The sequence below is a fragment of the Streptomyces crystallinus genome (genome assembly GCF_039521265.1).
In the GTDB taxonomy this organism is placed as follows: domain Bacteria; phylum Actinomycetota; class Actinomycetes; order Streptomycetales; family Streptomycetaceae; genus Streptomyces; species Streptomyces crystallinus.
Genome location: NZ_BAAACA010000023.1, coordinates 1 through 22,154, shown reverse-complemented (window position 1 = coordinate 22,154; position 22,154 = coordinate 1). Strand labels below are relative to the sequence as shown.

Genomic DNA, 22,154 nt, shown 5'->3' with positions numbered 1-22,154 from the left:
CCCGGCGCCCTCAGCTCCTGGGCCAGGCCTCCGCGAGCATCTTGCGGGTGTCGCCCAGGAGTTGGGGCAGGATCTTGGTGTGCCCGACGACCGGCATGAAGTTGGTGTCGCCGCCCCAGCGGGGCACGATGTGCTGGTGCAGATGGGCGGCGATCCCGGCGCCGGCGACGGTGCCCTGGTTCATGCCGATGTTGAAGCCGTGCGCCCCCGAGGCCGTCCGCAGCGCCGTCACGGCCTGCTTGGTGAGCTCCGCGAGCTCCACGGTCTCGGCGGCGTCCAGGTCGGTGTAGTCGGCGATGTGCCGGTAGGGCACGACCATGAGGTGGCCGCCGTTGTACGGGTAGAGGTTCAGCACCGCGTACACATGCTCGCCGCGGGCCACGATCAGCCCGTCCTCGTCGGACTTGGCCGGGATGGAGCAGAAGGGACAGCCGTCGCCCGCACCCGGGCCGGTCGGCTTGTTCTCGCCCTGGATGTAGGCCATCCGATGGGGCGTCCACAGGCGCTGGAAGGCGTCCTGGACACCGACCCCGATCTGCTGTTCCGGCTCACTCGTCATGCTGTGCAGCATATGACCTTGCCGGTCGGCACGACGAAGGCCCCCGGAAGGTGACTCCGGGGGCCTCGCCCCGCCGGGGCGGGGAGTGGATCACACCTGTACGCGGCGCTCCACCACGTCGACGAGCTTGGCCAGCGCCTGGTCGCGCGGGATGCCGTTCTCCTGCGACCCGTCGCGGTAGCGGAAGGAGACCGTGCCCGCGGCCATGTCCTCGTCACCGACGATGATCATGAACGGGACCTTCTGCTTCTGCTGGTTGCGGATCTTCTTCTGCATCCGGTCCGAGGACGCGTCCACCTCGACCCGCAGGCCCTTCTTCCGCGCGTCGGCGGCGAACTCCTGGAGGTACTCGACGTGGGCGTCGCCGATCGGGATGCCGACCGCCTGGACGGGCGCCAGCCACGCCGGGAACGCGCCCGCGTAGTGCTCCAGGAGCACCGCGAAGAACCGCTCGATGGAGCCGAACAGCGCGCGGTGGATCATGACCGGGCGCTGCTTGGAGCCGTCCGGGCCGGTGTACTCCAGGTCGAAGCGCTCCGGCAGGTTGAAGTCGAGCTGCACGGTCGACATCTGCCAGGTGCGGCCGATGGCGTCCTTGCACTGCACCGAGATCTTCGGGCCGTAGAACGCGGCGCCGCCCGGGTCCGGGACCAGCGGGAGGCCCTGCTTCTCGGCCACCTGCCGCAGGGTCTCGGTGGCCTCCTCCCAGATCTCGTCCGAGCCGACGAACTTCTCCGGGTCCTTGGTGGACAGCTCCAGGTAGAAGTCGGTCAGACCGTAGTCGCGCAGCAGGTTCAGGACGAAGGTGAGCGTCTTGTCGAGCTCCTCCGCCATCTGCTCCTTGGTGCAGTAGATGTGCGCGTCGTCCTGGGTGAAGCCGCGGGCCCGGGTGAGGCCGTGGACGACGCCCGACTTCTCGTACCGGTACACCGTGCCGAACTCGAACAGGCGCAGCGGCAGCTCGCGGTAGGACCGGCCGCGCGCGTCGAAGATCAGGTTGTGCATCGGGCAGTTCATGGGCTTGAGGTAGTAGTCGACGCCCTCGTCGAGCTGCATGGGCGGGTACATGCCGTCGGCGTACCAGTCCAGGTGGCCCGACTGCTCGAAGAGCTTGCCCTTCGTCGCGTGCGGGGTGTAGACGAACTCGTAGCCCTCCTCCTCGTGGCGGCGGCGCGAGTAGTCCTCCATGACCCGGCGGATGATGCCGCCCTTGGGGTGGAAGACGGCGAGGCCGGAGCCGATCTGCTCCGGGATGGAGAACAGGTCGAGCTCGTTGCCCAGCTTGCGGTGGTCGCGCTTCTCGGCCTCGGCGAGGAAGTCGAGGTGCGCCTTCAGCTCGTCCTTGGAGGGCCAGGCGGTGCCGTAGATGCGCTGGAGCATCGGGTTCTTCTCGCTGCCGCGCCAGTAGGCGGCGGCGTTGCGCATCAGCTTGAACGCCGGGATGTTCCGGGTGGTCGGCAGGTGGGGTCCGCGGCAGAGGTCCTTCCAGCACAGCTCGCCGGTCTTGGCGTCGAGGTTGTCGTAGATGGTCAGCTCGCCGCCGCCCACCTCGACGTCCGCGCCGTCGTCGGACGAGGCCGAGCCCTTGATGCCGATGAGCTCCAGCTTGTAGGGCTCGTTCGCGAGCTCCTCGCGGGCGGCCTCGTCGGTGACGACGCGGCGCGCGAAGCGCTGCCCCCGCTTCTGGATCTCCTGCATCTTCTTCTCGATCGCCTTGAGGTCCTCGGGAGTGAAGGGCCGCTCGACGTCGAAGTCGTAGTAGAAGCCGTCCCGGACCGGCGGGCCGATGCCCAGCTTGGCCTCGGGGAAGAGCTCCTGGACGGCCTGGGCCATCACATGGGCGGTGGAGTGGCGCAGGATGTTGAGGCCGTCCTCGGAGGAGATCTCGACGGGCTCGACCTCCTCGCCGTCCCGCACCTCGTAGGCGAGGTCCTTCAGCTCGCCGGCCACCCGGGCCGCGACGATGGTGCGCTCACCGGCGAAGAGCTCGGCAGCCGTAGTGCCCGTCGTCACCACGCGCTCTTCCCGCTCGGAATCGCGTTGGATGATCACACGGACGTCTGACACCGGTCTCTCCTGACTGAAGGGGTACGCACGCTCGTACCGCGTGCGCGTGAGGAATCCTACCGAGCCGGTGGGGCACCCCGCGAAACGGTTTGTGCGGCCGCAGGCCCCGGGCGGGCCCCTCACTCCTCCCCCGCGCACGCCTCCTCGAAGAAGGCGATGCTCTCGACGTTCTCCCGGATCGACTTCATCAGCCGGTCCCGCTCGGCGTCGTCCACCTGGACCGGCACCACCCCGCTCGCCCCGGCGAGCCTGCGGAAGCCGCCACGGCTCTCCAGCCGGCCGATGACCCGGATGGGCAGCCCGACCAAGTGGGCGTGGCCCGCGATCCGGTAGGCCTCCTCGTCCAGCTCCATCCGTACGTACGGGATCTCGGCGCCCGCGAGCACCCGCAGCCGTACGGTGCCCGGCCCGCGCGGCCCCGAGCGGCGCAGCCGGACCACCGCGCCGGTGACACGGACCGGCAGCGCGGGCTCGTGTCCCAGGTAGCGGGCCCCGGCCTCGCGCAGCGCGGGCAGGTCGCCGGGCGAGAACTCGACCGGCTCGGGCCGCGCCGCGCACCCGGCCGGGACGCCTGCCGCCGGGGCCCACTCCAGGGCGACCCGGACGCCCTCCGAGCCCGACACCAGGGCCACGACCGACTCGGTGAGCTCACGGCTGGCGCCCGCCGCGACGGCCGCGTCGAAGGCCTCCATGCCGCCGGTGGTGCGGCGGTAGTCGATGGCCTCGCGGACCGCGTACAGCGCCTCGTAGAGCCGTACGACGACCGGGCGGCCCGGCTCCACGGGGACGAACGCGGTGAGCCGCCCGCCCGCCGCGGAGCCGACCAGCACGCCTTCGAGCGCGGCGAGAGCCTGTCTGCGGTGGCGGGCGCCGTAGTACCCGGCGCGGCCGCGCACGGCGAGCGCGCCCGCCAGGAGCATGCGGTGGGCGGCGCCGCGCAGCCGCTCCTGCTCGCTCCAGCCGGTGGCGCCCGCGGGGCCCGGCGGGGTCTCGCGCCACCAGCGGACCTCGTCGCTGGGCACGGCGAGCGAGACCAGCACCTCGCGCGCGGAGGGGAGCGCCGAGCGGGCCAGCGCGGTGAGCGCCTCGCCGATCAGGTCCTCGCTGTCGGGGTAGGCACGGCTCTCGGGCACCAGCAGGCTGGTGCCGCGGCCGCCGCCCCCGGGCGGGGTCCAGCGCGCGTACCGCCCGGCGCCGCCGCGCCGCTGCCAGCCGTGCCGGTGCAGCAGCACGCCGAGCACGGCCGGGTCCACCTGTGCGGGCACCGGCTCCACGGTCTCCGGTCCGCCGGCCTCCCCGCTCGACCCGCTCGTCAGACGCATCAGGGCCTCCCTCCCACCCCGACCCGGGTCATGATCTCGCAGAGCGCGCGATCGTCGAAGATCCGCGAGGTCGGTATCCGCACTGTGGTCCTGCGCCGCCCGGTCACCGCGTGGCCGGCCAGGTTGGTCCAGTAGCAGCAGTGCCGCAGCGCGAGCCGGTCGTGGCCCGCGCGCAGCCACTCGTCCCGGCTTCTGGGCACGAGCATCACGACCAGGATCTTGTGCACCGAGACGGGGGGGCGGGCCAGCTTCACCAGGTGCTCGTTGTCGAGGGTGAAGGAGAAGGCCCCGCCCGGCGGGTGCGAGGGGATCTGGTACGTGCACTTGAGCTGCACCTTGATCGTGACTTCGTCGTCGACGGTGTGGCCGGGGGCGCTGTGGCTCACGTGCCAGTCGATTCCGTTGTCCGGAAAGGGTTGTGAGAGCGAGCAGCCGGCGGCGGCCGCCACGGCGTGGAGGTAGCCCACCTGGAGGGTCTCCATGCAGGCGGTGGTGGCGAGTGAGCCGCGCTGCGGGGCGATCCGTTCGGGCAGGAGCCCGCTCGGCTCGGGCTGCGCGATCGCCATGGCCGTCGTACGCCTTCCGTCAACTTGCGGGCCCGTCACCTGTGTTGTTGCCGGAGGGCGTACGCCGCAAACGGCCCGGGTATCACGGAATCGGGCAGGGGACGCACGCCATCTGCCATGGGTGCAAAGGGAGTTGAACCATGACGTGCTGGTATGAAGGCCCCCTGGCCGCTTTCGACACGGAGACGACGGGTGTGGACGTCGAACAGGACCGGCTGGTCTCGGCCGCGCTGGTGGTGCAGGACGGGGCGGGTTCACGGCCGCGGTCGACGCGCTGGCTGGTGAACCCGGGCATACCGGTGCCGCCCGCCGCGACCGCCGTGCACGGGCTCACCGACGAGCACGTGCAGCTCAACGGGCGGTGGCCGGCACCGGTGGTGGACGAGGTGGCGAGGGCGCTGGCCGAGGAGTGCGCGGCGGGGCGGCCGCTGGTGGTGATGAACGCGCCGTTCGACCTGACGCTGCTCGACCGGGAGTTGAGGCGCCACCGCGCCTCGTCGCTGGAGCGCTATCTGGACGGGGCGCCGCTGCGGGTGCTCGACCCGCGGGTCCTGGACAAGCATCTGGACCGCTACCGCAAGGGCCGGCGCACGCTGACCGATCTGTGCGCGCACTACGGGGTGGTGCTGGAGGGCGCGCACGACGCGGCGGCGGACGCGCTGGCCGCGCTGGAGGTCGTACGGGCGGTGGGGCGCCGGTTCGCGGCGCGCCTGGAGCGGCTGACCCCGGCGGAGATCCATACGCTCCAGACCGGCTGGCACGCGGCCCAGGCGCGCGGCCTCCAGGCCTGGTTCACCCGCAACGGGACGCCGGAGGCGGTGGATCCGGCGTGGCCGGTGCGGCCGGAGCTGCCCGCCGCAGCCTGAGCGGCCGTCCATGCGAAAGGCCGGTCCGTCGTCGACGGACCGGCCTTCTCCCGGTGGGCGATACTGGGTTCGAACCAGTGACCTCTTCGGTGTGAACGAAGCGCTCTCCCACTGAGCTAATCGCCCGGGAACGGACTGAACCATACAGGCCCGGACGGCCTGGGTTCAAACTCCGTTCAGGACGGCCGTCAGCCCCCGCCGTCCGGCGCGCATCATCAGCGCGTGGTTGGCCCGGAAGACGGGCCGCCCGGGCAGCGCGAGCCGGCGCATCAGCGGCTTGCGCACCTCGACCTCCTGCTCGTACAGCGCGCGGGTGCCGCCGCCGTACGCGCTCAGCGTCCAGCGGGCCCAGCCGTCCAGATCGCCGCTCATGGCCACCTCCAGGATTCCCGCCGCCCGGTCGCGGCGCCGCTCGCGGGCGGTGACGACCAGGTCGTACGGAAGGAGGGAGCGGAAGCGGGCGATGCCGGAGCCCCCGTCGAGGGCGGTGACCTCGCGGATCTGCGGCCACCAGAGCGGGTACTCCTCGGGGCGCTCCAGGACGGCGTAGACGGCGCCCGGCGGGGCGGGCAGATGCCAGACGCTGTCGAAGCGGTAGTGGCTCCAGTGCGCGGTCGTGCGCTTCATGGGGCAAGTCTGCGCCGGGAAGCGGGAAGTACACCGGCCCGGGGAGCGGGTTCCTGGAACGCCGAAGGCCCGGAGATCGTTGTCGATCTCCGGGCCTTCGGTCCGGGTGGGCGATACTGGGTTCGAACCAGTGACCTCTTCGGTGTGAACGAAGCGCTCTCCCACTGAGCTAATCGCCCGGGCGCACCGCAAACATTACCGCATGTCAGCGGCGCCTTTGACCATGGTGGCCGGGCCCGCCCGTCAGTCGTCGGCCTTCCACGGCAGGACGAGGCCGAACTTCCAGAGGTAGGCCCCGGCGAGCGCCGCCACGACCACCAGGGCGACCGCCGTCAGGATGATGTTCCGGCGCCGCACCTTGGGGTCCAGGGCCCGCTGCGCGGCCTCGGTGACCTTCCGCCGGGTCCAGCGCAGCACCAGCTGGGCCCAGACGAACTCGGTCGCCCAGATCGCCATGCCCCCGAAGATCACCAGCCAGCCGGGGCCCGGCAGCGGGAGCATGATGACGCCCGCCACCACCACCGCGAGACCCACCACGAAGACGCCGACCTGCCAGCTCAGATGGAGCGGCCTGGACGCCTTGATGAAGGCGGGCGCCCGCGACCCCAGTGCGGCCTCGGTCGCTCCGGCCTGCTCGTCACTCCCCGTATTCATGCGGTCAACCTACCCGACGCGGACCCTCACCAGAATGGCCGCATAACCCAAAGTAATACTCCGCCGTACGAGCTACCTGAACACCCGCAAAACGGCCAGAGGGGTTTACAACGGCACCGTAGGTGGCATGTCGATTTCGCCGACGTGCGAATCCCCGAGCGCACACTGAGCGAAAGGCCCTGGCGCTTATGAACACCACGGTCAGCTGCGAGCTGCACCTGCGCCTCGTTGTGTCGAGCGAGTCCTCACTGCCTGTACCCGCGGGCCTGCGGTATGACACGGCCGATCCCTACGCCGTGCACGCCACCTTCCACACCGGAGCCGAGGAGACCGTCGAGTGGGTGTTCGCCCGCGACCTTCTCGCCGAGGGCCTGCACCGGCCCACCGGTACCGGAGACGTCAGAGTCTGGCCGTCGCGCAGTCACGGCCAGGGCGTCGTCTGCATCGCCCTCAGTTCCCCGGAAGGAGAGGCCCTGCTCGAAGCCCCGGCGCGGGCTCTGGAGTCGTTCCTCAAGCGGACCGACGCCGCGGTGCCACCGGGCACCGAACACCGTCACTTCGATCTGGACACGGAGCTCTCGCACATCCTGGCGGAGAACTGAGCCAGACCGAGAGCCGCACGGCGCCGTCCGACTCGGGGAGACGGCGCCGCGCGGCCGTCCGCATAGGCACGCCCACCGCATAGGCACCTCGACCGGCGCCCGTCCCGCGACCACCCTCGCGGGACGGGCGCCGGTGCGCTGCGAGCCGGAGCCAGTAGAGTCAGCCGGCATCGGCGGGCACCGGCCCGCAGCAGGCCAGGGAGCGAATCGTGCTGATCCCTCACGACACCCGGATCGCCCTCGACGTAGTGGTCGATCTGGTGAACACCGCGCCGGAGAGCGAGGCGCCCGACCGGCTCTCCGACGTCGAGGCGCTGTACGGCTTCGTACGGGACCACTCCATCAGCGGTGTGGAGAGCCTCACCGCGCGCGACCTCGCCGGCGTACGGACCGTACGGAGCCGCTTCTCGGCCGTCTTCGCGGCGCCGAACGCCCGGGCGGCGGCCGGTCTGGTCAACGAGATCGTGGCGGAGGCGGGCACCACGCCCCAGCTGACCGACCACGACGGCTACGACTGGCATGTGCACTACTTCGCGCCGGGCGCCTCGATCGCGGACCACCTGGCCGCCGACGGCGGGATGGCGCTGGCGTTCATCGTGGTGGCGGGCGAGCAGGAGCGGCTGCGCCGGTGCGAGGCGCCGGACTGCGGCCGGGCCTTCGTGGACCTCTCGCGCAACCGCTCGCGCCGCTACTGCGACAGCCGCACCTGCGGGAACCGGCTGCATGTGGCCGCCTACCGGGCCCGGCGCAAGGAAGCGGCGGGCTGAGCCCCGGGGCGCTGCCGTACGGCCGGTCACAGCAGGTACAGATCGTGCAGGGCCGCCATGAGCAGCAGACAGCCGATCACCCCGAGGAAGATCATCAGGGGTGGCTGGGAAAGGGCGAAGAGACAGCCGCGCGGCTCGTCGGCCTCGGGCGCGGCATGCGGTTCTTCGGGCGGCGCGGGGACATGCCCCGGGGAAGTGTCCAGCATCTCGGGGGTGATGATGGACCAGCGGGAGCGCGACGACGCGCCAACACGCCCACCCGGAGGGGGAGTTACTTCGATGTTGACGGGCGGCCACCGCACCGCGCCCCGGCCGCGGCCGCGCCGCGCCGGCCGACGGACCGGACACGGGATTCGGCTCCGCAATCGGCCATGGGAGCGCTCCCGTAATGCGGCCGGAATTCACTCCAACTGGAATTCCGTATAAGGGAATTAACGGTAGGCGGAATTTCCCGGTCGGACCGGTCGTGGCACGTTACGGAGTGTCAGATTCCGACGGGCTTTCAGATTCCGCGCGCGGTTCCGTATCGCGTCCGGTTCCCTTACCCGGGTTCCGTATCCGCACACCCCCGCCCCGCGGCCGGGCCCCGGGCCTCAGATGCCGTGCTTCTTCAGGATCGCCTCGATGTCGCTGAAGTCGTCCGCGCCGCCGGGCTTCCCCTTCGCCTTCGGCGCGGGCCGGGCGGCGGAGCGGCGCCCGGCGCCCAGGGAGGGCGCGGAGGCCGCGGGAGCGATCGCCTCTCCCCCGGCCGCCTCGGCCGCCCTGCGCTCCTTGCGGGTGCCGCCCTCGGAGCGGCGCTCCACGAAGCGGGTGACGGAGAAGAGCATCCAGGCGATGCCGAGCAGACCGAAGCCCGCCCAGACGCTGGGCTTGAACACGATGCCGGACACCCAGCCCACGACCCCGGTCATGACCAGGGCGACGGGGACCAGCGCGTAGGCGGCGATCCGCGTGGCCGACAGGAAGCGCTTGCGGTACGCCGTCACGGCGGCGATGCCCAGTCCGGCCGCGGACGCGGCGGAGCAGACGGTCTCGGCAAGCATCCGGTTCCTCCAGACATGGGGGGTGTGGCCCTTCCATCCTGCACCGGAGCGGGCGGTCCGGGCCATGGTGCGCCAGGACATCAGGGAGATCTCGGGGGCGGGTCCTCCCCAGGTCCCGGTTGGGGCCGCCCGGGCGGGGCTGGGAGACTGGCCCCATGAGCGAGACCACCCCCGAAACCGGCTCCGCCGCCCCCGTCGTCCTCGACGTGTGGTGCGAGCTCCAGTGCCCCGACTGCCACGCCGCCCTCGACGACGTCCGCGCCCTGCGGGCGCACTACGGCGACCGCCTGGAGATCCGGCTGCGGCACTTCCCGCTGGAGAAGCACAAGCACGCCTACGCCGCCGCCCAGGCCGCCGAGGAGGCGTTCGAGCAGGGCCGGGGCTGGCCGTACGTGGAGGCGGTGCTCGCCCGCACCGAGGAGCTGGGCGAGCGGGGCGAGCGCGTGCTGCTCGACGCCGCGCGCGAACTCGGCCTCGACGCCGAGGAGTTCGACACCGCCCTCATCGACGGCCGGCATCTGCTGATCGTCGACGCCGACCAGGCCGAGGGCAAGGCGATCGGCGTCACCGGCACCCCCACGTACGTCATCGGCGGCGAGCGTCTGGACGGCGGCAAGAGCCAGGACGGGCTGCGCGACCGCGTGCGGGAGATCGCGGACCGGCTGCTGGGCGCCTGAGAGCCCGTCTCCGCGCCCCGTCCGCGCCGAGCCCCGTCCGCGCCCCGGCGGCCGGTCCTCAGAGCAGGGGTTTGGCCCGGTTGTACTCCGTCGGCTCGTAGCCCAGTGACTCGTAGAGCCGCACCGCCGGGATGTTGTCGGTGAAGACGTGCAGGGCCAGCGTGGTCAGCCCGTCGGCCAGGGCGGCCCGCTCGGCCAGCAGCATCAGGGCGCGGCCGTGGCCCCGGCCCCGGTGCTCCTGGGCGACGGCCACGTCGTAGACATAGGCGACGGGCCCGGCGTCGGTCTGCTGCCGGGCCACCCAGACGTGCCCGACCACGGCCCCGGCGCTGACCAGCACCTCCAGATGGGTGCCGGGCGTGGCCAGGCCCTCGGGGAGCAGGTCGCGGTGGTCCGCCTCGGCCTTGGCGCGGGCCTGCTCGGCCGGGACGCCCCGGGCGATCCAGCTGCGGGCGTAGTTCTCCTGCTCGTCGTGGTGCCAGACGGTGAACTCGGCCTCGGTCATCGCCCGCCCGGTGACCTGGGCGGGCAGCGCGGGCGGCTCGGCGGGCAGCGGCTTGGCCATGTTGCGGCTGCGTTCGGTGTAGCCGAGCGCGTCGGCCAGCCGCAGGGCCGCCACGGCGTCCGCGGGCACCGCCGCGCGCACCTGGGTGCAGCCCCAGCCGCGCAGCACCTCCTCGGCGGCCAGCGCGGCCACCGTCCCCCGGCCGCGGCCCCGGTCGCGCTCGTCCACGTACAGCCCGCTGATCACCCCCATGGCGGGGCCGAACCTCGGGTCGGTGGCGACGGTGACGGTGCCGACGCGTCTGCTGTTGACGCACACGTCGTAGGTACGGGAGGCGGCGCCGTCGGCGCCCTGCTGGAGCGGCCCGGTCGGCCGGATGGTGGTGGTCATCAAGGCCGTTGTACCTGCCGGGCGGCCGTCCGTCACCGGATTTGCCGGGATGCGGTCCTCGCGGGCTCCTGGACGGCAGGGCCTACGGGTCGAGGTCGGCGGCGGCCCGCTCGTCGAAGACGCGCATCGCCTTGGCGGTGACCGGGCCCGGTGTGCCGGTCAGCTCCCGCCCGTCGACCCGGTGCACGGCCTGCACGTCCCTCAGGGTGGAGGTCAGGAAGACCTCCTCGGCGCTCGCCAGCACGGCCAGGGGCAGCTCGGTCTCCTGGGCGCCGGTCCACTCCACGACCAGCTCGCGGGTGATCCCCGCCAGGCAGCCGGAGGAGAGCGGCGGGGTGTGCGGCTGTCCGTCGAGGACGACGAAGACGTTGGAGCCGGTGCCCTCGCAGAGCGCGCCGAGGGTGTTGCCGAACAGCGCCTCGGTGGCGCCCTGCCCGTGCGCGCGGGCCAGCGCGACCACGTTCTCGGCGTACGAGGTGGTCTTGAGCCCGGCGACGGCGCTGCGCTCGTTGCGCGTCCAGGGCACGGTGATCACGGCGGTGCTGTCGGGGCGCCGGGCGCTCTCGGCGAGGGCCACCACCAGCGTGGGGCCCGCGTCGCCGCGGTCCGAGCCGAGCGGGGAGAGGCCGCCGGTGTAGGTGATCCGCAGCCGGCCGAGCGCGACCGGGTTGGCGTCGAGCACGGCGGCGCAGGCGCGGCGGACCTCGTCCAGGTCCGGGTCGGGCAGGCCCAGGCCGCGCGCCGAGCGGGTCAGCCGGGCGAGGTGGCGGGTGAGCGCGAACGTCGTCCCCCGCTGTGCCTTCACCGTCTCGAAGACGCCGTCGCCCACGGTCATCCCGTGGTCCAGGACGGACACCTGCGCGGCGTCGGCGTCCCGCAGTGCGCCGTTCACCCAGATCTGCATCTACGCGGTCCTTCCACTGTCCGAATACGCGCCCGACGCCACCGCGAGCAGCCGGGACGCCTTCAGCTCGGTCTCGGCCCACTCCCGTTCGGGGTCGGATCCCCAGGTGATGCCCGCCCCGGTGCCGAAGCGCAGGACGCCCCGGGGGCGGTCGATCCAGAAGGTACGTATGCCGACGGCGAGCTCGCCGCGCCGACGGTCGGCGTCGACCCAGCCGATGCCGCCGCAGTAGGGGCCGCGCGGGGCGGTCTCCAGCGCCTCGATGATCCGCAGCGCGCTGGACTTGGGCGCCCCGGTGACCGAGCCGGGCGGGAAGGAGGCGTCGAGGAGGTCCTTCCAGCCCGCGCCCTCGCGCAGCTCCCCGCGCACGGTGGAGACGAGGTGGACCAGGCCCGGGTGCGGCTCGACCGCGCAGAGCTCGGGCACGGTGACCGAGCCGGTGGCGCAGACCCGGCCCAGGTCGTTGCGGACCAGGTCGACGATCATCACGTTCTCGGCGTGGTCCTTCTCCAGCAGGTCGTCGGCGGTGCGGCCGGTCCCCTTGATGGGCCCGGACTCGACGACCTCCCCCGTACGCCGCAGATAGAGCTCGGGCGAGGCGGTGGCGATCTCCACGCCGTGCGCCGGCAGCCGGATCGTTCCTGCATAGGGGGCGGGGTTGCCCCGGGCCAGCAGCGCGGTGAGCGCGTCCACGTCGGCGGCGGCCGGATCGGGCAGCGGGGCGCTCAGCACGCGGCAGAGGTTCGCCTGGTAGACCTCGCCGGCCGCGATGTGCTCGCGGATCCTGCGCACACCGGCGGTGTACGCGGCGCGGTCGAGGGAGGACGTCCAGTCACCGGCGGCGGGCCCGCGCCAGGCGCCCGGGACCGGCGCGGGGACCGGGGCGGCCCGTACGTCCGCGAAGCGCGCACACACGAGACGGCCCTCGAAGTCGGCCGCGACCGCCCAGAAGCCGGAGGAGTCGAGCGCCTCCGGGTCAGCGGTCACATCGCGGAGATCGGAGGCCAGGAGCCCGCCGAAACGGGCCAGAGGAGCGAGGTCATGCACGGTTGTGAGTCTAGGGGGGCCGCCGTGCGGCCGCCCCGGAGCGGGCGCGGACCAGGGACGACGCCGGGTGCGGGCCGAGCACACCGCAGCACGCTGCGGAAACGCGTTTTTGTACTGGCCCAGGAATCCGCTAGAGTTCAACACGTCGCCGGGACGCGCAAGCGAAACGGAAACGACAAGCGGACGTGGCTCAGTTGGTAGAGCATCACCTTGCCAAGGTGAGGGTCGCGAGTTCGAATCTCGTCGTCCGCTCGATGTGGGGGATCTTCCCGAACCCCTGCTCGCACTCCTGGTGGAGTGGCCGAGAGGCGAGGCAACGGCCTGCAAAGCCGTCTACACGGGTTCAAATCCCGTCTCCACCTCCAAGGACGATTAGCTCAGCGGGAGAGCGCTTCCCTGACACGGAAGAGGTCACTGGTTCAATCCCAGTATCGTCCACTGGATCTTCTCGAAGATCCGTACCCGCGCGATTAGCTCAGCGGGAGAGCGCTTCCCTGACACGGAAGAGGTCACTGGTTCAATCCCAGTATCGCGCACGCAGTACCACCCGGTCCGGAACCGTCCTGTAGGGTTCTGACCGATCCCGCGCGATTAGCTCAGCGGGAGAGCGCTTCCCTGACACGGAAGAGGTCACTGGTTCAATCCCAGTATCGCGCACAGCCCGGAGCCCCCGGCCTTCTCGAAGGCCGGGGGCTTCGTCGTGCGCGCCCCCCGTCAGGACGAGAAGAGCATGTGGCCGAAGCCCTTGTGGCGCTTGTGGCCGTAGTGGCCGCCGTGACTGCCGTGGCCGCCGTAGCCACCGTGGCCGCCTTGGTGCTGCGGGGCGCCCCATGCCGGGGCGTGCGGGGCCTGGGCCGGGTAGCCCTGCGGGGCCGGGGGCGCGGGGTAGGCCTGCGGCGCGGGCGGGGCCTGCTGCACCCACTGCGACTCCAGCCGGGTCAGCGACTCCAGCTCCCCGTAGTCGAGGAAGATCCCCCGGCAACCGCTGCACTGCTCGATCTGCACACCGTTGCGGTTGTACGTGTGCATCGGTGCGTGGCACTTGGGACACTGCATGACCGGCTCAACTCCTCGCTGTTTCTCCGATGGGGCAGCAGCAGCCTATGTCCGCCCCCGTCACGGGAGCCGGGGCGGGAGTGCTGCGATTCGGGTACAGCTCTCGATCATGGCCAGCTCCGCCTCGTCCGGCTCCCGGCGGTCCCGGGCGCACTTGGCGAGGGCCAGCGCCGCCGTCTGTACGGTCAGGGCGCGGGCGGGCACGTCGAGTTGGGGCCAGGGGTCGCCCTGCGGCGGTACGGCGGGGCCGCCCGCGTCCCGGTACGCGCCGAGGAAGCGGGACCAGTCCTCGGGGGCGAGCAGGCCCGCCGCGTACCAGGCGGCGGGGCGCGCCAAGTCCCAGGCGGGGTCGCCCAGCCCCAGGTCGTCGACGTCGATGAGCAGCCAGTTCCTGTCGGCCGGGTGTTGTACGGGCGGGACGGGGTGGAGGGGCCTGTCCAGCCGGACGGGCCTGTCCAGCCGGACGAGCTGGCCGAGGTGGAGGTCGCCGTGGCAGAGGCGGGCGGTTCCGTCGGCGGGAGCGGGGGTGGGGGTGGAGTGCGGGGCCTCGGCTCGGGCCCAGGCCGGGAGTTGGGCCCAGGCCCGGGTGACGGCCTCGGCCGCCGCTCCCTGGACCCCGGCTGACCGCATCCGCGCCACGGCTCTGGCGGCCTTGGCGGGGCCGCGCATGGCGGGCAGGGGGCCGGGGAGGGCGTCCAGGGGCACGCGGTGCAGCCGCGCCACCAGGTGGCCGGCCTCGGGCCAGGGGGCGTTGTCGGGGTCGGTGGGGTCTACGGGGGTGCCGTGGGGCCAGAGGGTTATGGGTGGGGTGATCGGTGTGGGGCCGGGGGCCGTGCCGGGAGTGTGGGGTGGCCTGGGCTCCAGGGGGGCGAGCAGCACGCCGTGCAGGAGGGGGTGGGCGGCGATGGCCAGCCGGGCGTCCAGCTCCGCCGGGTCGGTGTCAGGGGCATGCGCCTTGGCTACGACGGGGCCGTGGCGGACGACTGTGCCGTCGGGGCGGGCCGCGAGGATCTCGGTGCCTGGCCCCGGTCCCGCTCCCCTGGCTCCGGGCGGCTCCGGGAAGGCCTCGGCTGCCTTGCGGGCGGCTTCTGTGAGGGTGGTGATGAGGGGTGCGGGGGGCATGGGGCTCCGGGGGTGGGCGCGCTTCCCCTGCGAGGGTACGGCGTTTGTGGCCCGGGCTTTGTCTGCGGGCCGGTAAGGGGCTGGTCGCGCAGTTCCCCGCGCCCCTGCTTGGCCCGGGCTTTGTCTGCGGGCCGGTGGGCGGCTGGTCGCGCAGTTCCCCGCGCCCCTGAACCCTCGGTCGTGTGCGGGTTGTGGTGGGTTGCTCGCGCAGTTCCCCGCGCCCCTGAGCCCCCGGTCGTCTGCGGGCTGTGGTGGGTTGCTCGCGCAGTTCCCCGCGCCCCTCCACCCCCGCTCGTCTCTCGCGTCCCCTGGGGCGCGTCAGGGGCGTGGGTATACGAAAAGGCGTTGCCCTGGTGGCTCCCCAGCCAGTTGGGCAACGCCTTTTCTGCCGTCCGCCGCACCCCCGTCCCCACGGGGCTGAAAATGGCCGGATGTCCCCGACCCGGTCCGCTCTACCGGGTCCGGGGCGCCGCTCAGCGCCCCAGCATCACGCCCACGGACGACGCTTGTGTGACCACCGCGTCCCAGCCGCCGAAGACGACTGTCAGCAGGGCCGCCAGGGGGAGGACCATGGCCGTCGCCACCAAGGGGTGGCGCGGGCCGGACCGGCGGGCGGCGGATGCCGAGGCGGTCGCCCTGCTTCCGCGCGTGCGGAGAATCGTCCGCGTTGCCGTGTCCGCCATGGTCCCTCTCCTGTCGAATCGACAGCGGCGGGCGTCTGACCTCGGGGGACGAGTGCTGCGCCCGCCGCTTGACCTCCACATTAGGGAAGCGGCGCCCGCCGGGCGTCATGCCCTCGTACCGATTGCCGGGCCTCCCAGGGGATGAGTGGGTCACCCCTCCCGTACTCCCCTGGGTGGAGACCGGGTCCTAGGACTTGGGGTCTTCCCGGAGGGGACGGGTCTCCACCTCGGAGGCGTCCTCCCGGGGGACCGGCTGTTCGACCAGGGCGAGCACCCGGGTCGCCATGAAGCGCGCGGTGCGCACCACCGTCCCGCTGCGGGTGACTTCGCTCACTTCCACCACCCCTCTGCGGACCGCCGTCTCCACCCTGCGACCCGCCCGGGTTGCCACCACTTCGTACGTGCGTGTCGTGTCACCCGCGTCCACGACTATCTCCACGCGGTCACCCTTCACTGATCCAATCCCCCTTCTGCACCGGATCGTTGAGATCGCGCTCCGGTCGGCGCGGCGCGCACGGCGCGTTGCTGACCACTCTTCAAGTTTCCCACCGGGCACTGACAATCGATCGGTGCGCGAGGGCGCGGCCTATGAGCACACCGGCCCGGGGGTACGTAAGCTGTGCCACGTCAACAGGACCGGGCAGCGGGGATGAAAATGGCGATGATGCGGCTCCGGCGCGAGGACCCGCGTGTCGTCGGCTCGTTCCGGCTCCACCGGCGCCTCGGCGCGGGTGGCATGGGTGTCGTCTACCTCGGCTCCGACCGGCGCGGCCAGCGGGTCGCGCTCAAGGTGATCCGTCCGGACCTCGCCGAGGACCAGGAGTTCCGCTCGCGCTTCGCCCGCGAGGTGTCGGCGGCCCGGCGCATCCGCGGCGGCTGCACGGCCCGCCTCGTCGCGGCCGACCTGGAGGCCGACCGCCCCTGGTTCGCGACGCAGTACGTGCCCGGCCCCTCGCTGCACGACAAGGTCGCCGAGGAGGGCCCGCTGGCCGCGGCCGAGGCCGCCGCGATCGGCGCCGCGCTCTCCGAGGGGCTGGTGGCGGTGCACGAGGCCGGTGTGGTGCACCGGGACCTCAAGCCGTCCAACATCCTGCTCTCCCCCAAGGGCCCCCGGATCATCGACTTCGGCATCGCCTGGGCGACCGGCGCCTCCACGCTGACCCACGTCGGCACGGCCGTCGGCTCGCCGGGCTTCCTCGCGCCCGAGCAGGTGCGCGGGGCGGCGGTCACGCCCGCCACGGACGTCTTCTCGCTGGGCGCGACGCTGGCGTACGCGGCGATGGGCGACTCGCCCTTCGGACACGGCAGTTCGGAGGTCATGCTCTACCGGGTGGTGCACGAGGAGCCCCAGCTGCACGGGGTGCCGGACGCGCTCGCCCCGCTGGTGCGGGCCTGTCTGGCCAAGGACCCCGAGGAGCGGCCCAGCACGCTCCAGCTCTCGATGCGGCTCAAGGAGATCGCGGCGCGGGAGGCGCAGGGCGGTGGCGGTCTGGACGCGCGGCCGCCCGCCCAGCGCGACCGCTCCGAGGCGGACCGGCCGACGGGGCGGCTCAGTGAGCGTACGGAGCAGTATCAGCGCGATGAGCGTACGCAGCGGTATACCGAGGGCGGCGGGCGCAGTACGGGTGCCGGCGCCCAGCGGGGCGGGGCGCCTCGTCCCTCCGCGCCGCGCACGGGGGGCTCTCGGCCGCCCGCGCCCCGCAATGGCAGCCGTACCCATGGGACCAATGGGCGTCCCGGCACGCGTCCGGGTGTCCGGACCGGTACGGGGCGGCTGCGGCCCGCCAACCCTCGGCTGCTGCGCCAGCGGCTCATCGTGTTCTTCGTCGTCACGCTGATCGTGGCGTTGGGGATCGCCGCGGCGCAGCAGCTCTAGGGCCTCGCGGTGGGCCGGCGACTGCGGGTTGTCCGTGGCTGGTCGCGCAGTTCCCCGCGCCCCTGACAGGGCTCGTGCTACTCCGGCCTGCCCGTCGCCACCGCGTAGAACGCCACCGCCGCCGCCGCGCCCACGTTGAGGGAGTCGACGCCGTGGGCCATCGGGATGCGGACCCATTCGTCGGCCGCGACCAGGGCCTGGGTGGAGAGGCCGTCGCCCTCCGCGCCCAGCATCAGGGCCACCTTGTCGAGCCGGTGGGGCGCCGTCTCGTTGATGGCCGAGGCCTTCTCGTCGGGGGTGAGGGCGAGCAGCCTGAAGCCCGCCTCGCGTACCGTCGCCAGGCTCTTGGGCCAGGACTCCAGACGGGCGTACGGGACGGAGAAGACCGCGCCCATGGAGACCTTCACCGAGCGGCGGTAGAGCGGGTCGGCGCAGTCCGGCGAGAGCAGCACGGCGTCCATGCCGAGGGCGGCGGCGCTGCGGAAGATCGCGCCGATGTTGGTGTGGTCGTTCACCGCTTCCATCACCGCGACGCGGCGCGTGGTCGCCAGGATCTCCTGCGCCGTCGGCAGCGGCTTGCGCTGCATCGACGCGAGGGCGCCCCGGTGCACGTGGTAGCCGGTGACGCGTTCGGCGAGGTCGGGGCTGACCGCGTAGACGGGCGCCGGGATCTCGTCGATGACGTCGCGCATCACGTCGACCCACTTGGCGGAGAGCAGCATGGACCGCATCTCGTAATCGGCGTCCTTGGCCCGTCTGATGACCTTCTCGCCCTCGGCGATGAACAGGCCCTCGGCGGGCTCGCGCTTGCGGCGCAGTTCGACGTCGGTCAGGCCCGTGTAGTCGCGCAGGCGCGGGTCGTCGGGGTCGTCGATGGTGATGAGATCAGCCACAGGGTGATACTGCCTTGTCCTGGGTGTGGTGCCAACGGCCCGGACCGAGATCCGTTACCGCGGGTTACGTGGTCGGGAGCGCGGGACCCACGGCGACCACGTCACCGATCACGATGACCGCCGGCGGCCGTACGTCCTGCGTGGTCACAGTCTCCCCCACCGTGGCCAGCGTCGCGTCGACGCGGCGCTGGGCGGCGGTGGTGCCCTCCTGGACCAGGGCTACGGGCGTCTCGGGGCTCTTGCCGTGGGCGATCAGCGTCCGGGCGATCGCACCGATCTTGTCGACGCCCATCAGGATCACCAGCGTGCCGGTCAGCCGGGCGAGCGCCTCCCAGTCGACGAGCGAGCGCGCGTCGTCGGGGGCGACATGGCCGCTCACCACGGTGAACTCATGCGCCACGCCCCGGTGGGTGACCGGGATCCCGGCGGCGCCGGGCACCGAGATCGAGCTGGAGATACCGGGGACGACCGTGCACGGGATGCCCGCCTCGGCGAGCGCGTGCAGCTCCTCCATGCCACGGCCGAAGACGTACGGGTCGCCGCCCTTGAGCCGGACGACGGCCTTGCCCGCCTTGGCGTGCTCGATCAGCGCGTTGTTGATGGCCTCCTGGGCCATGAACCGGCCGTACGGGATCTTGGCGGCGTCGATCACCTCGACGTGCGGCGGGAGTTCGTCGAGCAGGTCGCGCGGGCCGAGCCGGTCGGCGATGACCACGTCGGCCTCGGCGAGCAGCCGGCGGCCGCGCACGGTGATCAGGTCCGGGTCGCCGGGGCCGCCGCCGACGAGGGCGACGCCAGGCGTACGGGTGCGATGGTGCGGGGCGACCAGGGTGCCGTCGCGCAGGCCCTCGACGACCGCGTCGCGGACGGCGGCGGTGCGGCGGGGATCGGGGGCGCCGCCGGTGAGCACGGCGACCGTGACGCCTTCGGTGCGGCCGGTGGCCGGGGTCCAGGCGGTGGCCCGGGTGGCGTCGTCGGAGCGCACGCACCAGACGCGGTGGCGCTCGGCCTCGGCGGAGGCCCGCTCGTTGGCCGCCGTGTCGCTGCTGGCGACCAGGGCGTACCAGGCGTCCGCGAGGTCGCCGTCCTCGTACGGACGGCGGTGCCAGGTGATCTCACCGGTGTCCGCCATCGCCTCCACGGACGGGGTCGCGGACGGGGAGACCAGGACGACGTCGGCGCCGGCCGCGATCAGGGCCGGGAGGCGACGCTGGGCGACCTGGCCGCCGCCGATGACGACGACGCGGCGGCCGGTGAGGCGCAGGCCTACGGGGTACGCGGGGTGTTCTGCCATGGCGGGTGGCTCCTGGTGCGGCGTCGGCGGGCGTCGTCGGAGGACGGGGCGTCGCCCCGGACCCCATTGTCTGCGGACCGTCGCCCGGCGTGCCCGCCGTTCCGTACTGCGGAACAGGCGGGCACGCCGGGTACGACTGTGGCTACTTCTCGGTGACTCCGGCCGAGTCGAAGGTCGCGACCTCGTGCATGGCCCGTGCCGCGCTCTGCACCAGCGGCAGGGCCAGCAGGGCACCGGTGCCCTCGCCCAGGCGCAGGTCCAGATCGACCAGCGGGCGCAGACCCAGCTTGTTGAGGGCCGCGACATGGCCGGGCTCGGCGCTGCGGTGGCCCGCGATGCACGCCGCCAGGGCCTCCGGCGCGATGGCCCGGGCGACCAGGGCGGCCGCGCCGGCGCTCACACCGTCGAGGATGACCGGAGTACGGAGCGAGGCGCCGCCGAGGATGAAGCCGACCATGGCCGCGTGCTCCAGACCGCCGATCCCGGCGAGGACGCCGATCGGGTCGGCCGGGTCCGGGCTGTGCAGCTCCAGGGCGCGGCGGACCACGTCGACCTTGCGGGCGTGGGTCTCGTCGTTGATGCCGGTGCCGCGGCCGGTGACCTCCGAGGGGTCGACGCCCGTGTACAGGGAGATCAGGGCGGCCGACACCGTGGTGTTGGCGATGCCCATCTCACCGGTCAGCAGCGCCTTGTTGCCCGCCGCCACCAGGTCGCGGGCGGTCTCGATGCCCACCTCGACGGCGGCGACGACCTCCTCGCGGGTCATGGCGGGCCCGGTGGTCATGTCGCCGGTGCCGGGGCGCACCTTGCGGGGCAGCAGGCCCGGGGTGGCCGGGAGTTCGCCGGCCACCCCGACGTCGATGACGCAGACCTCGGCGCCGACCTGGTTGGCGAACGCGTTGCAGACCGCCCCGCCGCCCAGGAAGTTGGCGACCATCTGGCCGGTGACCTCCTGCGGCCAGGGGGTGACGCCCTGGGCGTGCACCCCGTGGTCGCCCGCGAAGATGGCGACGGCCGCGGGCTCCGGGATCGGCGGCGGGCACTTGCGGGAGAGCCCGCTGAGCTGCGCGGAGATGATCTCCAGCATGCCGAGCGCGCCGGCCGGCTTGGTCATCCGCTTCTGCCGCTCCCACGCCTCGCCGAGCGCCTTGGCGTCCAGCGGGCGGATGCCCGCGACGGTCTCCTGGAGCAGGTCGTGCGGGTCCTCGCCGGGCAGCGCGCGGCGGCCGTACGTCTCCTCGTGGACCACCCAGGACAGCGGGCGCCGCTTGGACCAGCCCGCCTGCATCAGCTCGGGCTCGTCCGGGAACTCGTCCACGTACCCCACACAGAGGTAGGCGACGACCTCCAGGTGCTCGGGCAGGCCGAGGGCGCGGACCATCTCGCGCTCGTCGAAGAAGGAGACCCAGCCGACGCCGAGGCCCTCGGCGCGGGCGGCGAGCCACAGGTTCTCGACGGCGAGCGCCGAGGAGTACGGGGCCATCTGCGGCTGGGTGTAGCGGCCCAGGGTGTGGCGGCCGCCCCGGGTGGGGTCGGCGGTGACCACGATGTTCACCGGGGTGTCGAGGATGGCCTCGATCTTCAGTTCCTTGAACTGCTTGGCGCGGCCCTTGGGCAGCGACTTCGCGTACGCGTCGCGCTGGCGCTGGGCGAGCTCGTGCATGGTGCGGCGGGTCTCGGCGGACCGGATGACCACGAAGTCCCAGGGCTGCGAGTGGCCGACGCTGGGGGCGGTGTGCGCGGCCTCCAGGACGCGCAGCAGCACCTCGTGCGGGATCGGGTCGGCGCGGAAGCCGTTGCGGATGTCGCGGCGCTCGCGCATCACGCGCAGCACGGCCTCGCGCTCGGCGTCGGCGTAGCCGGGGGCCGGGGCGCCCGCGTCGGCCTCGGTGGCCTCGTCGGCCTCGGTGTCGTCGGGGGCGGCGGCCTCGACGGGCTCGCCCTGGTCGGCGACCGGCTCGGCGGCCGTGGCGATCTCCTCGGCCGTGTCCTCGTCCACATCGTCGATGATCACGGCGACGGGGCGGGGCCGCTCCGGCTCGGCCTCGGCCGCCAGTGGCTCGGGCTCGTCGACGACGAGCACGGGGGTCGGGACCTCGGGGGCCGTCGGCACCTGCTCGGGCTGGGGCTCGGGGGCGGACTCGGAGCGGGGTACGGGCACGACGGGCGGCGCGGCGGCCGGGACAGGCCCGGCCTGCGGCTCCACCGCGTCCTGCTCCTGGACCTGGACCGGGGCCTGGACCGGGGCTTGGACCGGGGCCTGCTCCTGCGCCACGGCGACGGGCGCGGGCACCTCGGCGGCCACCACGGGCTCGACGGCCTCCGGCGCCACGGCGACCGGCTCCGGCGCGACCACGGCGGCGGCCTGCTCGGCCACCGGCTGCGCGGCCCCGTCGTCCTCCGGGAGGTTCTTCTCCACCAGGTCGTCCTCCACGAGCACCGGCCCCACGGCCACGGGCGCGACCGGCGCCACGGGCTCGGCGATCGGCTGCGGCGCCGACTCGACCTGGACGCCCTCGGGCTGCTGAGCCGGGTCCGGCTCGGGTGCCTGCGGCGGCGCGGCCGCCACGGCCGGTGCGGCCACCGGCTCGGCGGCGGGCGCCGGGGCGGGCTGCTCGGGCGCGGGCACGGCGG

23 protein-coding genes and 7 tRNA genes are annotated in these 22,154 nt (G+C 73.0%); 10 read left to right on the top strand and 20 right to left on the bottom strand.

Translation table 11 applies throughout. The features are described 5' to 3' along the window. Nucleotides 1-10 precede the first annotated feature (10 nt). The 4 genes from ABD236_RS19760 to ABD236_RS19745 all read right to left on the bottom strand — a co-directional run bounded on the left by ABD236_RS19760 (nucleotide 11) and on the right by ABD236_RS19745 (nucleotide 4,514). A complete protein-coding gene (locus ABD236_RS19760) occupies nucleotides 11-571 on the bottom strand; it encodes an HIT family protein (RefSeq protein WP_344075098.1) in 561 nt (186 codons plus the stop codon). A 78-nt stretch (nucleotides 572-649) separates the two neighbouring features. Further along, nucleotides 650-2,626 carry a threonine--tRNA ligase gene (thrS, locus tag ABD236_RS19755; protein ID WP_344075097.1) on the bottom strand — a complete coding sequence of 659 codons (1,977 nt, stop codon included), beginning with the start codon at nucleotides 2,624-2,626 and terminating at the stop codon, nucleotides 650-652. 119 nt (nucleotides 2,627-2,745) lie between these two features. Continuing rightward, on the bottom strand, nucleotides 2,746-3,948 hold the full coding sequence (locus ABD236_RS19750) for a hypothetical protein (RefSeq protein WP_344075096.1): 1,203 nt from the start codon (nucleotides 3,946-3,948) through the stop codon (nucleotides 2,746-2,748). Further along, nucleotides 3,948-4,514, bottom strand: a complete 567-nt coding sequence (locus ABD236_RS19745) for a DUF4365 domain-containing protein (RefSeq protein ID WP_344075095.1) — start codon at nucleotides 4,512-4,514, stop codon at nucleotides 3,948-3,950. Before ABD236_RS19745 ends, ABD236_RS19750 begins: the two co-directional genes overlap by 1 nt. A gap of 140 nt (nucleotides 4,515-4,654) precedes the next feature. Here ABD236_RS19745 and ABD236_RS19740 point away from each other — a divergent pair, with 140 nt between their 5' ends. Then, nucleotides 4,655-5,380, top strand: a complete 726-nt coding sequence (locus ABD236_RS19740) for a 3'-5' exonuclease (protein ID WP_344075094.1) — start codon at nucleotides 4,655-4,657, stop codon at nucleotides 5,378-5,380. Nucleotides 5,381-5,434: 54 nt separating this feature from the next. Here ABD236_RS19740 and ABD236_RS19735 read toward each other — a convergent pair. The 4 genes from ABD236_RS19735 to ABD236_RS19720 all read right to left on the bottom strand — a co-directional run bounded on the left by ABD236_RS19735 (nucleotide 5,435) and on the right by ABD236_RS19720 (nucleotide 6,661). Continuing rightward, nucleotides 5,435-5,506, bottom strand: a tRNA-Val gene (locus ABD236_RS19735). 39 nt (nucleotides 5,507-5,545) lie between these two features. Beyond that, a complete protein-coding gene (locus ABD236_RS19730) occupies nucleotides 5,546-6,007 on the bottom strand; it encodes an SRPBCC family protein (protein ID WP_344075093.1) in 462 nt (153 codons plus the stop codon). Between the two features lie 107 nt (nucleotides 6,008-6,114). Next, nucleotides 6,115-6,186: transfer RNA gene (locus ABD236_RS19725), tRNA-Val, on the bottom strand. A 64-nt stretch (nucleotides 6,187-6,250) separates the two neighbouring features. Beyond that, the gene (locus tag ABD236_RS19720) at nucleotides 6,251-6,661 is read right to left on the bottom strand and encodes a TIGR02611 family protein (protein WP_344075092.1); all 411 of its coding nucleotides are present in this window, start codon (nucleotides 6,659-6,661) and stop codon (nucleotides 6,251-6,253) included. A gap of 188 nt (nucleotides 6,662-6,849) precedes the next feature. On the opposite strand from ABD236_RS19720, the gene ABD236_RS19715 reads away from it, so the two are divergent. Next, a complete protein-coding gene (locus tag ABD236_RS19715) occupies nucleotides 6,850-7,263 on the top strand; it encodes an SsgA family sporulation/cell division regulator (protein ID WP_003987206.1) in 414 nt (137 codons plus the stop codon). A gap of 209 nt (nucleotides 7,264-7,472) precedes the next feature. Beyond that, nucleotides 7,473-8,030 carry a CGNR zinc finger domain-containing protein gene (locus tag ABD236_RS19710; RefSeq protein WP_344075090.1) on the top strand — a complete coding sequence of 186 codons (558 nt, stop codon included), beginning with the start codon at nucleotides 7,473-7,475 and terminating at the stop codon, nucleotides 8,028-8,030. 26 nt (nucleotides 8,031-8,056) lie between these two features. Here ABD236_RS19710 and ABD236_RS19705 read toward each other — a convergent pair whose 3' ends face one another. Next, nucleotides 8,057-8,236, bottom strand: a complete 180-nt coding sequence (locus tag ABD236_RS19705; protein WP_344075089.1) for a hypothetical protein — start codon at nucleotides 8,234-8,236, stop codon at nucleotides 8,057-8,059. A gap of 387 nt (nucleotides 8,237-8,623) precedes the next feature. Next, complete coding sequence (locus ABD236_RS19700) at nucleotides 8,624-9,073, bottom strand: hypothetical protein (protein ID WP_344075088.1); 450 nt, start codon at nucleotides 9,071-9,073, stop codon at nucleotides 8,624-8,626. Between the two features lie 155 nt (nucleotides 9,074-9,228). On the opposite strand from ABD236_RS19700, the gene ABD236_RS19695 reads away from it, so the two are divergent. Beyond that, nucleotides 9,229-9,750 (top strand): DsbA family protein, encoded by a 522-nt coding sequence (locus tag ABD236_RS19695; protein ID WP_344075087.1) that lies wholly within the window; start codon nucleotides 9,229-9,231, stop codon nucleotides 9,748-9,750. A gap of 58 nt (nucleotides 9,751-9,808) precedes the next feature. On the opposite strand, the gene ABD236_RS19690 is transcribed toward ABD236_RS19695, so the two are convergent. The 3 genes from ABD236_RS19690 to ABD236_RS19680 all read right to left on the bottom strand — a co-directional run bounded on the left by ABD236_RS19690 (nucleotide 9,809) and on the right by ABD236_RS19680 (nucleotide 12,596). After that, nucleotides 9,809-10,645 (bottom strand): GNAT family N-acetyltransferase, encoded by an 837-nt coding sequence (locus ABD236_RS19690; protein ID WP_344075086.1) that lies wholly within the window; start codon nucleotides 10,643-10,645, stop codon nucleotides 9,809-9,811. A gap of 82 nt (nucleotides 10,646-10,727) precedes the next feature. Further along, nucleotides 10,728-11,549, bottom strand: a complete 822-nt coding sequence (locus ABD236_RS19685) for an aminotransferase class IV (RefSeq protein WP_344075085.1) — start codon at nucleotides 11,547-11,549, stop codon at nucleotides 10,728-10,730. Further along, a complete protein-coding gene (locus ABD236_RS19680; protein ID WP_344075084.1) occupies nucleotides 11,550-12,596 on the bottom strand; it encodes a chorismate-binding protein in 1,047 nt (348 codons plus the stop codon). A 179-nt stretch (nucleotides 12,597-12,775) separates the two neighbouring features. Here ABD236_RS19680 and ABD236_RS19675 point away from each other — a divergent pair. The 5 genes from ABD236_RS19675 (at nucleotide 12,776) to ABD236_RS19655 (ending at nucleotide 13,253) form a co-directional block, all read left to right on the top strand. Further along, nucleotides 12,776-12,848, top strand: a tRNA-Gly gene (locus ABD236_RS19675). A 39-nt stretch (nucleotides 12,849-12,887) separates the two neighbouring features. Beyond that, nucleotides 12,888-12,961 (top strand) — tRNA-Cys (locus ABD236_RS19670). A gap of 1 nt (nucleotide 12,962) precedes the next feature. After that, a tRNA-Val gene (locus ABD236_RS19665) sits at nucleotides 12,963-13,034 on the top strand. Nucleotides 13,035-13,060: 26 nt separating this feature from the next. Next, a tRNA-Val gene (locus tag ABD236_RS19660) sits at nucleotides 13,061-13,132 on the top strand. Nucleotides 13,133-13,181: 49 nt separating this feature from the next. Next, nucleotides 13,182-13,253, top strand: a tRNA-Val gene (locus ABD236_RS19655). A 57-nt stretch (nucleotides 13,254-13,310) separates the two neighbouring features. On the opposite strand, the gene ABD236_RS19650 is transcribed toward ABD236_RS19655, so the two are convergent. The 4 genes from ABD236_RS19650 to ABD236_RS19635 all read right to left on the bottom strand — a co-directional run bounded on the left by ABD236_RS19650 (nucleotide 13,311) and on the right by ABD236_RS19635 (nucleotide 15,911). Beyond that, nucleotides 13,311-13,652 carry a TFIIB-type zinc ribbon-containing protein gene (locus ABD236_RS19650; protein ID WP_344075083.1) on the bottom strand — a complete coding sequence of 114 codons (342 nt, stop codon included), beginning with the start codon at nucleotides 13,650-13,652 and terminating at the stop codon, nucleotides 13,311-13,313. A gap of 60 nt (nucleotides 13,653-13,712) precedes the next feature. Then, a complete protein-coding gene (locus tag ABD236_RS19645; RefSeq protein WP_344075082.1) occupies nucleotides 13,713-14,774 on the bottom strand; it encodes an aminoglycoside phosphotransferase family protein in 1,062 nt (353 codons plus the stop codon). A gap of 473 nt (nucleotides 14,775-15,247) precedes the next feature. After that, nucleotides 15,248-15,457 carry a hypothetical protein gene (locus tag ABD236_RS19640; RefSeq protein ID WP_344075081.1) on the bottom strand — a complete coding sequence of 70 codons (210 nt, stop codon included), beginning with the start codon at nucleotides 15,455-15,457 and terminating at the stop codon, nucleotides 15,248-15,250. A 187-nt stretch (nucleotides 15,458-15,644) separates the two neighbouring features. Next, complete coding sequence (locus tag ABD236_RS19635) at nucleotides 15,645-15,911, bottom strand: hypothetical protein (protein WP_344075080.1); 267 nt, start codon at nucleotides 15,909-15,911, stop codon at nucleotides 15,645-15,647. Between the two features lie 201 nt (nucleotides 15,912-16,112). Between ABD236_RS19635 and ABD236_RS19630 the strand changes: the two genes are divergently transcribed. After that, nucleotides 16,113-17,333, top strand: a complete 1,221-nt coding sequence (locus tag ABD236_RS19630) for a serine/threonine-protein kinase (protein WP_344075079.1) — start codon at nucleotides 16,113-16,115, stop codon at nucleotides 17,331-17,333. Nucleotides 17,334-17,410: 77 nt separating this feature from the next. Here the strand turns inward: ABD236_RS19630 and ABD236_RS19625 are convergent, their stop codons facing one another. The 3 genes from ABD236_RS19625 to cobT all read right to left on the bottom strand — a co-directional run. Continuing rightward, the gene (locus tag ABD236_RS19625; RefSeq protein ID WP_344075078.1) at nucleotides 17,411-18,226 is read right to left on the bottom strand and encodes a TrmH family RNA methyltransferase; all 816 of its coding nucleotides are present in this window, start codon (nucleotides 18,224-18,226) and stop codon (nucleotides 17,411-17,413) included. Nucleotides 18,227-18,290: 64 nt separating this feature from the next. After that, the gene (gene cobA / locus ABD236_RS19620) at nucleotides 18,291-19,520 is read right to left on the bottom strand and encodes a uroporphyrinogen-III C-methyltransferase (protein ID WP_344075077.1); all 1,230 of its coding nucleotides are present in this window, start codon (nucleotides 19,518-19,520) and stop codon (nucleotides 18,291-18,293) included. Between the two features lie 142 nt (nucleotides 19,521-19,662). Further along, nucleotides 19,663-22,154, bottom strand: a 2,492-nt coding sequence (gene cobT / locus ABD236_RS19615; protein ID WP_344075076.1) for a nicotinate-nucleotide--dimethylbenzimidazole phosphoribosyltransferase, incomplete at its 5' end; no start/stop codon positions are given.